Raw genomic sequence first — 11,005 nt, forward strand, 5'->3', positions numbered from 1 at the left:
CTCCGGCGGCTACCCTTTGCGGGTGTGTCCCGGCGACGGGTGGAGCGGCTCCTCAACCTGACGATGTGCCTGATGGCGACATCGCGCTTCCTCACCGTGTCCCAGATCGGCGAGCTGGTGGAGGGCTACGAGCCCGGGCGCACCGAGGAAGAGCAGGACGCCTTCCGGCGGATGTTCGAGCGGGACAAGGCGTATCTGCGGGAGATCGGCATCCCCCTGGAGACCGGCGCGGACTCGGCGTTCAGCAACGAGATCGGCTACCGTATCCGCCGCGGCGACTACGCGCTGCCCGACATCGCCCTGGAACCGGACGAGGCCGCGGCTTTGGCCGTCGCCGGCTCGCTGTGGTCGAGCACGGCGCTCGCCGGGCCCGCCGCCAGCGCACTGCGCAAGCTCGCCGCGGGCGGGGCCGCGGTGAGTGCTGGCGGGCTCGGCGTGCTCGACGGCTTTGAACCGCGGGTCGATGCAACCGAGCCGGCCTTCGAGCAGTGCCTCGCGGCGGTCCAGGCCGGTCGGACCATCCGCTTCCCGTACCGGAAGGTCGGTGAGACGGACTCCGCCGACCGGCACGTCGAGCCCTGGGGTGTGCTGTCCTGGCGGGGGCGGTGGTACCTCGCCGGGCACGACCTGCACCGTGGTGCGGCCCGGGTGTTCCGGCTGTCCCGGTTCACCGGCCCGGTGCGTATGGTCGGACCGGCCGGCGCGGTCCAGGTCCCGCCAGGGGTCGACCTGCGGGCGATGGTCTCGGCGCAGGCCCCCCCGGACCGCTTCCGGACCGCCACGCTGGCGGTCCGCCGGGGCAGCGCGCACGCGCTGCGACGGTACGCCCGCCCGGCGGCGTCGCCGTCGCCGGCCGACGCCGATCCGTCGTCGGACACGAATCCACCGCCGGGCATGGATCTGCTGGAGATGGACTTCGCCGACACCGAACAGCTCGCCCGGTGGATCGTCGGATCGGGTCCGGACGTCGTCGTCGTCGACCCACCCGAGCTGCGCGCGGCTGTGGTCGGTCGGCTCCGGGCGGCCCTCACGGGCACCGCCGCCCGCGGCGTGGCGTCCCCACCTGCGGGGGTGCGCCGCGACGAACGCCCGGTGAGCGCCCGATGATCCGCCGTGCGGTGCCCGCCCCGGTTCATCGTCCGGCGCTCGCCCCGGGCACGCGGTGAGCGCCGCCACCGACCGGCTGAGCCGGCTGCTCGCGCTCGTCCCCTGGTTGCGGGCGCATCCCGGGATCTCCCTGACCGAGGCGGCGGTGGCCTTCGGGGTCACCCCCCGCCAGCTGCGCGACGACCTCGACCTGCTGTTCGTCTGCGGCCTGCCCGGCGGTGCGCCCGGGGACCTCATCGACCTGAGCTATTCCGGTGATCAGATCACCGTCGTCGATCCGCAGACTCTCGACCGGCCGCTGCGGCTGTCGGTCGACGAGGCGACGGCCCTGATCGTCGCCGCCCGCGCGCTCGCCGACGTGCCCGGCCTCGCCGGCCGCGAGGCCCTGGACCGGGCGCTGGAGAAGCTGGAGGAGGCGGCCGGCACCGCCGCCGTCGGCCAGGTACGCGTCACCCTCGACGTCCACGACGAGGTCCTCGCGGTGGTGCAGCGGGCGCTGCGGGACCGCCGGCGGGTGCATCTGCGCTACCTGGTGTGGTCCCGCGACGAGCTGACCGAGCGCGACGTCGACCCGATGCGGGTGCTGGTCCAGGACGGCCGCTGGTACCTGGAGGGATGGTGCCACCGGGCGGAGGCGGTGCGGCTGTTCCGGCTGGACCACATCGACGGGCCGGGCGGGGTGACGATCCTCGACGCCCCGGCGGTCCCGCCGCCGGGTACGGTGTCCCGCGACACCAGGGAGGGGATCTACCGGCCCGGCCCGGCGGACGTGCGGGTCGTGCTGGAGCTGGCGTCCCCGGCCCGGTGGGTGGCCGACTACTACCCGGTCACCGAGGTGCGCGAGCTGCCCGGCGGACGGCTCGAGGTCACGCTGTACGCCGGGGAGACCTCCTGGCTGCACCGGCTGGTCCTCGGTCTCGGGGCCGACGTGCGGGTGGTCGAGCCGCCGGCGCTCGCCGAGGAGGTGCACGCCTTGGCCCGCCAGGCCCTGCTCGCCTATGGGCTCACGCCGACCGCCGAGTAGGGTGATCGGTGTGCTCTGGGCGCTCCTCTACCTCGTCCTCATCGTCGGCGCGCTCGCCCTGCTGGCGCTCAGTGCGTGGCGGGTGTGGCAGAAGATGCGCGCGGTGCGGGCCGCCACGACGGAGCTGTCCGCGCGGGTCTCGGCCCTGGCCTCGGACACCGCGGCGCTCGCGGCGCGGCTCGACCACGCCGAGGTCAGCGCGCGGCTTGCCGAACGCACGTCCTGACCGGATCCGCTTGACCGGATCCGTGGTCCCCGTGTGATCCGCCGGGAGTGACCGTCGCGTGACGTCGATCGTGCCATATGGTGTTGTGTTGCCACAATCCAGGACTTCCGGCTTGACGAGGTAGCGATCGGTGATGATTTGGGGTTTCTGGTGTCGTTGTGGACACGCTTTGCCCGCTGAGTGCTACGAGCTATCGTGCAGGTCGGCTTCGTTGCGCATCCGTCATCTCCGGGATACCCGCACGCCGTCTATCCTCTCCTAGGCTGGCGGACGTAGCATCGATCGCACCGGTCGTCGGACCGGGCCCGGTACCGCGCTCATCGGAGGACGCCGACCATGCCAAATCTGGGCACCACCGAAATCATCATCATCGCCCTCGTCGTTCTGGTGCTGTTCGGGTCGAAGAAGCTTCCTGACGCCGCGCGTTCCTTCGGTCGTTCGTTGCGCATCTTCAAGGCCGAGACAAAGGGCCTGCGCGAGGATGACCAGCCCGCGCCCGCGGCGCAGCCGGCCCCGTTGCCGATCGAGGCCCAGTCGCCGGTGGCCCAGCCGCAGGCCGCCGCGCTCGGTCAGGCCGCCGCGCCCGGTCAGGCCCCCGCCTCGTCCGTGAACGCCACCGCGTCCGTGAACGGCACCGCCTCGGCCGCCGACCGGGGCTGACCTCACGGCGGTCCCACGGCCTGTCGGGCGTCCGCCGGCGCCCCTTCCTCCTTCCTCTCGACCAGGAGCCGCCGACGTGCCAGGGTTGCCCACGCCGCAAAGGCTCGTCGCATCGGTGAACCACCGCCGCACGCGCACTGTCGAGGACAGTCGCATGCCGCTCACCGAGCATCTGCGTGAGCTGCGCAACCGCGTCGCCATCGCGCTCCTCGCGTTCGCGGTCGCCGGTGTCGTCTGTTTCATCTTCGAGCCGCGCATCTTCGACTGGCTCAAGGCGCCGTACTGCGACCTGCCGGCGAGCAAGCGGTTCAGCCCGGATGGCCTGGCAGCGGACGACTGCACCCTGTACTTCTTCGGTATCCTCGACGCGTTCACCATCCGCCTGAAGATCTCTATGATCGCCGCGGCGGTGGTCTCCTCGCCGGTGTGGCTGTATCAGCTCTGGTCCTTCATCACCCCTGGTCTGCACCGTCACGAGCGGCGCTGGTCGCTGACCTTTGTCGGCGTCTCCCTCGCCCTGTTCGCCACCGGCGCGGTCTTCGCCTACCTGACGTTGTCGACCGGGCTGGGCCTGCTGCTCGGCTTCGGCGGCAACGGGCTGGTCAGCGTCCTGGACGGCAACCGGTACCTCAGCTACGTCCAGGCGATGCTGCTGATCTTCGGACTGTCATTCGAGGTTCCGCTGCTCGTCACGATGCTGAATCTGGCCGGGATCATCAGCACCGCCAAGCTGCGGTCCTGGCGGCGGGCCGAGATCTTCCTGGTGTTCGTGTTCGCTGCGATCGTCACCCCCAGCCAGGACCCGTTCACCATGCTCGCGCTGGGCCTGCCCATGGTGGTCCTCTACGAGGTCGCACTGATCATCGGCTGGCTTAACGACCGGCGGGTGGCCCGCCGCGGGGACACCTCCCCGTACACCGACCTGGACGACGACGAGACCTCCCCGCTGGACTTCGACGACGCCCCGCCCCGCTCGGCGGGCCCCGCGGCGACGGCCACGTCGCCCGGCACGGCGGACCCGGCCGGCACCGGGTCGTCGACACCCGTCGGCGCGGGGACGGCCCCCGTCTCCCCGGGCTTCTCGGGTACCGACGTCACCCACGGCGACATCACCTGACGGGCCTACGGCGACATCACCTGATGGTCGTCGGTTCCTCCCCGGCCGGTCGGGACCGGCGTAAACCGGTCGGCTGCCGGCCGTCGCGTCCCGTAGGGTGGCTGATGTGTCCTCCACGCCCGAGATTCTTGTGGAGTTCGCCGCTGGCCTCCCCTTCGGGCTCGACCCGTTCCAGTTCGAGGCGGTTGCGGCGCTGGCGGCCGGTGAAGGGGTGCTCGTCGCGGCCCCGACGGGAGCGGGTAAGACGGTCGTCGGCGAGTTCGCCGCCCATCTCGCCCTGCGCACCGGGACGCGTTGCTTCTACACGACGCCGATCAAGGCGCTGTCGAACCAGAAGTACGCCGATCTCGTCTCCCGCTACGGCGCCGCCTCGGTCGGCCTGCTGACCGGGGACACCTCCCGCAACGGCGACGCCCCGATCGTGGTGATGACCACCGAGGTCCTGCGCAACATGCTCTACGCCGGCCCGGCCGACAACGGCCGGCTGGACGACCTCGGCTACGTCGTCATGGACGAGGTGCATTACCTCGCCGACCGCCAGCGCGGCGCCGTGTGGGAGGAGGTCATCATCCATCTGCCGGCGCAGGTCCGGCTGGTCTCCCTGTCCGCGACGGTGAGTAACGCCGAGGAGTTCGCCGAGTGGCTGGTCACGGTGCGCGGCCACACCCGGGTCATCGTCAGCGATCATCGTCCCGTTCCGCTGTGGCAGCATGTGCTCGCTGACCGCACCCTGTACGACCTGTTCCTCGAGGACACTCCTGGCACCCCGCCGCCGGGCGGACCCGCGGCACTCCGTGCCGTCCTGGATGATGATCTCGCCCGGTCGAGGTGGAGCGCCGGGGTCGAGGCCGGATTCGAGGTAGCCGGCACCCGGCGCGCCACCATCGGCGATCGGGACCGCGGCGATCGGGACCGCGGCGATCGGGACCGCGGCGATCGGGACCGCGGGCGGGAGCGGGAGCGGCCCGGCGGGCGGGACCGGGGCGGTAACCGTAACGGCGAACGGGGCCGGGACACCCAGAGGGGTCGCGGTGGCGACCGTGGTCGCAATGGGGGTGCCGGCCGGGCGCCCGTGGCAGACTTCCCCGCGGCCCGTGGTGGTCCGACGGCGGTCGGTGGACGAGTGGTGAACCCGGACCTGCTGCGGCTGGCCCGCGAGGAGAGCCGGGCGCTGTCGGGGGGCTATCCCACGGTCGGCCGCGGCCGGGGGGCGCCCGGCGCGCGCCGGCGGACGTGGGTGCCGGGCCGGCCGGAGGTCGTCGAACGGCTCGACCGCGACGGCCTGCTCCCCGCGATCGTCTTCGTGTTCAGCCGGGCCGGCTGCGATGCGGCGGTCACCTCCTGCGTGCGTGCGGGTCTGCGGCTCGTCGGCCCCGCGGAGCAGCAGCGGATCCGGACCCTGGTCCGGGAACGCACCGCCGGGATCCCCGAGACTGACCTCGCCGTGCTCGACTACTGGGCGTGGCTGGAGGGGCTGGAACGCGGCATCGCCTCTCACCACGCCGGCATGCTGCCAACCTTCAAGGAGATCGTCGAGGAGCTGTTCGTCCAGGGGCTGGTCCGGGTGGTTTTCGCCACGGAGACCCTGGCACTCGGCATCAACATGCCCGCCCGCACGGTCGTGCTGGAGCGGCTGACGAAGTTCAACGGCGAGAGCCGCGTGGACATCACCCCAGGGGAGTACACTCAGCTGACGGGCCGCGCCGGGCGGCGCGGCATCGACGTGGAGGGCCACGCGGTCGTCCTGTGGCAGCCGGGGCTGGACCCGCTCGCACTCGCGGGGCTGGCCTCCACGCGGACCTATCCGCTGCGCTCGTCGTTCCGGCCGTCGTACAACATGGCCGTCAACCTGGTCGGCAGGCTCGGGCGGGAGCGGGCACGTACCGTGCTGGAGTCGTCGTTCGCGCAGTTCCAGGCCGACCGGGCCGTGGTGGGCCTGGCCCGGGCGGTGCAGCGCAACACCGAGGCGATCGACGCGAAGCGCGAGGCGTTGAGCTGCGACAAGGGTGACATCGGCGAGTACGACCGGTTGCGCCGGGAGATTGCCGAGCGGGAGGCCGCGCTGTCGCGGGAGGGTTCCGCGCGCCGGCGGGCCGAATCCGCGGCGGCGCTCGCCCGGCTGCGGACCGGGGACATCGTGCGGGTACCCGCCGGGCGGCGCAGCGGGCTCGCCGTCGTGCTCGACGCCGACGTCGCCGCGAGCGCCGCCGACGGCCCGCGGCCGGTGGTGCTCACCGCGGACAGGCAGGTCCGCAGGCTGTCCCTGACTGACTTCCCGATCGCCGTCGAACCGCTCGGCCGGGTCCGGGTGCCGCGGTCGTTCAACCCGCGCTCGCCGCAGTCGCGCCGGGATCTGGCCTCCTCCCTGCGCGCCGCCGACGTCAACCCCGATGCCCCTCCGGGCCGGCGGGCCAGGGTCCGTTCGGCCGCGGCGGACGACGCCGAGCTCGCCCGGCTGCGCCGGGCCCTGCGCGCCCATCCGGTGCACGACTGCCCGCGCCGCGAGGAGCACCTGCGTTCCGCCGAGCAGGTCAACCGGCTGGTCAAGGAGACCGCCGCGATCTCGCGGAAGGTGGAGGGCCGGACGAACACGGTCGCGAAGACGTTCGACCGGGTCCGTGCCGCGCTCGAGGACCTCGGCTACCTGGACGGGGACAGCGTCACCGCCGCCGGGCGGGTGCTCGCGCGCATCTACTCGGAGCAGGACCTGCTCGTCGCCGAATGCCTGCGCGCCGGCATCTGGGACGATCTCACCCCGCCGGCGCTGGCCGCCGCCGTGTCCACGCTGGTGTTCGAGCCGCGCGGCGACGACGCCGGCGTCCCGGCGCTGCCGGGCGGCGCGGCGCTGCGCGACTGCCTCGCTGAGATGGTCCGGCTGTCGGAGCGGCTCGCCGAGGCCGAGCAGGCCCACCGGCTCGCGTTCCTGCGCCCGCCCGAGCTCGGATTCGTCGCCGTCGCGCACGACTGGGCCGCGGGCCGCGCGTTGGAACGGGTGCTGACCGACAGTTCCGTGGAACTGACCGCCGGCGACTTCGTCCGGTGGATGCGCCAGCTCATCGACATCCTTGACCAGATCGCGCAGGTCGCCCCGATGGTGCAGCCGGACCCGGGTGCGCCGGGCGCGCCGGACGGCGCGCGGGTGCGCCGGACCGCCCGGGCGGCGATGGACGCCGTCCGGCGCGGAGTCGTCGCTTACGCGATGAGCGTCTGAGCCATGGTCCTTTCCCGTGCCATGGTCCCTTCCCGCGCGGTACGCGCGCTCGGTCTGGTCCTCGGCGCCGTGCTGGATGGGCTGCTCGCCGACCCGGCGCGGCTGCATCCGGTCGCCGGGTTCGGGCGGGCCGCGTCCCGGCTGGAGAACCGGCTCTACCGGGACGGCCGGGCGGCCGGAGCGCTGCACACCGCGGTGCTGCTCGCCGCGGTCGCCGTGCCCGCCGTCGCCGCTGAACGCGCCGCTGAACGCGCCGCTGAACGCGCCGCTGAACGCGCCGCTGAACGCGCCGCTGAACGCGCCGCTGAACGCGCCGCTGAACGCGCCGTCGCGCTCACGGCGGCGGTCACGTGGACTGTCCTCGGTGGCGCCTCGCTGCGCCGTCAAGGCCGACGCCTCGGCGAGGAGCTGCGCGCCGACGATCTCGCCGCGGCCCGGGAACGGCTCCCGGCGCTGTGCGGACGCGACCCGGCGTCGCTGGACGCCGCCGGGATCGCCCGCGGCGCGATCGAGTCCATCGCCGAGAACACCTCCGACGCGCTGGTCGCCCCACTGTGGTGGGGGGCGCTCGCCGGACTGCCCGGCCTGGTCACCTACCGGGCGATCAACACCCTCGACGCGATGATCGGGCACCACAGCCCCCGGTACGAACGCTTCGGCTGGGTGGCGGCGCGCCTCGACGATCTGGCGAACCTGCTCCCGGCGCGGGTGTGCGCGCTGGTGACCTGCGCGTGCGCCCCGGTCGTCGGCGGTTCGGCGGTCGACGCGTACTGGGTCATGCGCCGGGACGGCCGGTCGCATCCCAGCCCCAACGCTGGGATGGTGGAAGCCGCGTTCGCCGGGGCGCTGGGGCTGCGGCTCGGGGGAGAGCTGCGCTACCCCTACCGCGTCGAGCACCGGCCGGAGCTTGGGTTCGGCCGGCGGCCGCAGGGCGCGGACGTCGCAGCCGCGGCCCGGTTGTCCGCGGCGGTGAGCGTGGTGTGTGTCGCGCTGGCGGCGGCGGCGGCTCCGGTGGCGCGGCTGGTCGCCTCCGTCCTGACCGCGCGGCTGGGCCTCGGCCTCGGTACCGGATCCGGACGCTCTGGCTTCGGGGGGAGGGAGCGCGGCCGGTGAGCGGGGGACTGTTGGTCGCCGGGACCGCGTCGGACGCCGGCAAGAGTGTGCTGACCGCGGGGATCTGCCGGTGGCTGGCGCGGGAGGGGGTGCGGGTCGCCCCGTTCAAGGCGCAGAACATGGCGTTGAACTCAGCGGTCACCGCCGACGGTGCGGAGATCGGCCGGGCCCAGGCGATGCAGGCAGCGGCGGCCGGTGTGGAACCGGAGGCAGCGATGAACCCGGTGCTGCTCAAACCGGGGGGTCAGCGGCACAGCCAGCTTGTCGTGCTGGGCCGCCCGGTCGCCGAGGTCGACGCGCTCGGCTACCGCCCGTACAAGGAACGGCTGGCCGCGATCGTCCTGGAGTGCCTGGACGACCTGCGCGGCCGGTTCGACGCGGTGATCTGTGAGGGGGCCGGTTCCCCGGCGGAGATCAACCTGCGCTCGACCGACATCGCCAACATGGGCCTGGCGCGCGCCGCGAACCTGCCGGTGATCGTGGTCGGCGACATCGACAAGGGCGGGGTCTTCGCCGCCCTGTTCGGCACGCTGGCCCTGCTCGATGCGGCCGACCAGGCGTTGGTCGCCGGCTGGGTGATCAATCGGTTCCGTGGCGACGCCCGGCTGCTCGAACCCGGGCTGCGCCAGATCGAACGGCTCACCGGCCGGCCGGTGCACGGCGTCGTCCCCTGGAAGGCGGGGTTGTGGCTGGACGTCGAGGACTCCCTCGACCTCGCCGCCTTCCCCGATGCCGAGCCTTCCCCCGGGCCCGGGACAGCAGTCGGGTCGCACGCCGGTCGGCGGGAGGTGCTGCGGGTCGCCGTCATCCGGCTGCCCCGGCTGTCGAACGTGACTGACATCGACGCGTTGCGCGCCGAGCCCGGGGTCGCGGTGCGCCTGGCCACCCGATCGGACGAGCTCGTCGACGCCGACCTCGTGATTCTGCCGGGCACCCGTTCCACCGTCGAGGACCTGCGCTGGCTGCGTCGCTGCGGTCTCGCCGCGACCCTCGCCGAGCGCGCCGCCGCCGCCCGCCCGGTGCTGGGTATCTGTGGCGGCTACCAGATGCTCGGCCGTCGCATCCGTGACGACGTCGAATCGGGTGCGGGTGAGGTCGAGGGTCTCGGCCTGCTCCCGGTCATCACCACGTTCGACCCGGTGAAGCTGCTCGGTCGCCGCGCGGCCACCGATGCCGCCGGCCGGCCGCTGACCGGCTATGAGATCCGGCACGGGCGGCTGACCGTCGAGGACCATCCGGACGGCGCCCCGTTCGCCGCGGATGGGGTGCGCGTCGGCGCGGTCGCCGGCACGAGCTGGCACGGAGTGCTGGAGAACGACGCGTTCCGTCGCGCCTATCTCGCCGACGTGGCCACGGCCGCGGGGCGTTCGTTCGTCCCGGCGTTCACGCGTTTCGCCGATGTCCGGCAGCGCCGCCTCGACGCCCTCGGTGACCTCGTCGCCGACCATCTCGACACCGGCGCCCTGCGCCGCCTGCTCGCCGAGGGCACACCCGCCGGCCTGCCGTTCGTTCCTCCGGGCGCACCCTGATAATCAACGGTGTTGACATCGTCGCACCGCATAAAATCAATCATGAAAACCACCGCCAATAGCATCTGGTGGAGAGAATCTCCTTGCCGGAGACGCCCGTGGCAGGGGCAGGGGTTGACCGTTACCCGGAACGCTGTGGAGTGGAAAGTGGTGCAGGTGGGCGACGGACGGCTCGAGATCGACGGGGTGTCGAAACGGTACGGCGACGTCGTCGCGTTGGAGTCGATGACGTTCGAGGTGCGGGCCGGCGAGCTGTTCGGGTTCGTCGGCAGCAACGGTGCCGGGAAGACGACGGCGATGCGTATCGCCCTCGGGGTGCTCGCGGCGGATTCCGGGGTCGTGCGTTATGACGGCGTTCCGCTGACGTTGCGTACCCGCCGCCGGATCGGCTACATGCCGGAGGAGCGCGGCCTGTACCCGCGGATGCGGGTGGGTGAGCAGCTCGTCTACCTCGCGCAACTGCACGGAATGGGGCTGGCGGCGGCCCGTCGCGCAGTGGCGCGGTGGACCGAGCGGCTGGGGGTGTCCAGCCGGTTGGACGACGAGGTGCAGAAGCTCAGCCTCGGTAACCAGCAGCGGGTGCAGCTGGCCGCCGCGCTCGTGCACGATCCGGTCGTCCTGATACTCGACGAGCCGTTCTCCGGATTGGACCCGGTGGCCGTCGATGTGATGAGCGAGGTGCTGCGGGAGCGTCGCGCCGCCGGGGTTCCGGTGATGTTCTCCAGCCATCAGCTCGATCTCGTCGAGCGGTTGTGCGACCGGGTCGGGATCGTGCGGGCGGGCCGGATAGTCGCCTGCGGTTCGGTCGACGAGTTGCGCGCGGGCGGTGATCTGCAGGTGGTGGTGGACGCGCCGGCGGCGCCGCCGGGCTGGGCCGACGGGATACCGGGGGTCGTCGTGCGTCACCGGGACGGGCCGCGGACGGTGCTGGGCCTCGCCGCGGGTGCCGACGACCAGGCGGTGCTGCGCGCAGCGCTGGCCACGGGCCCGGAGCGGGAGTTCCGTCGTCGCCGGCCGT

At 73.0% G+C, this 11,005-nt stretch carries 9 protein-coding genes; all 9 read left to right on the plus strand.

The window, feature by feature from the left end; translation table 11 throughout:
• A partial coding sequence (locus tag AC08OP_RS13240; RefSeq protein WP_476614465.1) for a helix-turn-helix transcriptional regulator occupies positions 1-1,107 on the plus strand: 1,107 nt, incomplete at its 5' end.
• Positions 1,108-1,162: 55 nt separating this feature from the next.
• Entirely contained in the window at positions 1,163-2,131 is a 969-nt protein-coding gene (locus tag AC08OP_RS13245; RefSeq protein WP_476614466.1) for a helix-turn-helix transcriptional regulator, read from the plus strand.
• Positions 2,132-2,141: 10 nt separating this feature from the next.
• Positions 2,142-2,357, plus strand: a complete 216-nt coding sequence (locus AC08OP_RS13250; protein ID WP_476614467.1) for a hypothetical protein — start codon at positions 2,142-2,144, stop codon at positions 2,355-2,357.
• A gap of 336 nt (positions 2,358-2,693) precedes the next feature.
• Positions 2,694-3,017, plus strand: a complete 324-nt coding sequence (gene tatA, locus AC08OP_RS13255) for a Sec-independent protein translocase subunit TatA (protein WP_476614468.1) — start codon at positions 2,694-2,696, stop codon at positions 3,015-3,017.
• 76 nt (positions 3,018-3,093) lie between these two features.
• Positions 3,094-4,134, plus strand: a complete 1,041-nt coding sequence (gene tatC / locus AC08OP_RS13260) for a twin-arginine translocase subunit TatC (RefSeq protein WP_476614469.1) — start codon at positions 3,094-3,096, stop codon at positions 4,132-4,134.
• Between the two features lie 106 nt (positions 4,135-4,240).
• Positions 4,241-7,345 (plus strand): DEAD/DEAH box helicase, encoded by a 3,105-nt coding sequence (locus AC08OP_RS13265; RefSeq protein ID WP_476614470.1) that lies wholly within the window; start codon positions 4,241-4,243, stop codon positions 7,343-7,345.
• A 3-nt stretch (positions 7,346-7,348) separates the two neighbouring features.
• Positions 7,349-8,458 carry a cobalamin biosynthesis protein gene (locus AC08OP_RS13270; RefSeq protein WP_476614471.1) on the plus strand — a complete coding sequence of 370 codons (1,110 nt, stop codon included), beginning with the start codon at positions 7,349-7,351 and terminating at the stop codon, positions 8,456-8,458.
• On the plus strand, positions 8,455-9,987 hold the full coding sequence (locus AC08OP_RS13275) for a cobyric acid synthase (protein WP_476614472.1): 1,533 nt from the start codon (positions 8,455-8,457) through the stop codon (positions 9,985-9,987). The genes AC08OP_RS13270 and AC08OP_RS13275 overlap by 4 nt, the downstream gene beginning before the upstream one ends.
• A gap of 156 nt (positions 9,988-10,143) precedes the next feature.
• The coding region (locus tag AC08OP_RS13280) for an ABC transporter ATP-binding protein (RefSeq protein ID WP_476614473.1) at positions 10,144-11,005 on the plus strand (862 nt) is incomplete at its 3' end.

This window comes from Frankia sp. CeRuru1 (genome assembly GCF_977966315.1).

Excerpts from the sequence above, each read along its gene's own strand:
- AC08OP_RS13270 (WP_476614471.1), top strand. The coding sequence starts at position 7,349 with ATGGTCCTTTCCCGTGCCATGGTCCCTTCCCGCGCGGTACGCGCGCTC.
- tatA (WP_476614468.1), top strand. The coding sequence starts at position 2,694 with ATGCCAAATCTGGGCACCACCGAAATCATCATCATCGCCCTCGTCGTT.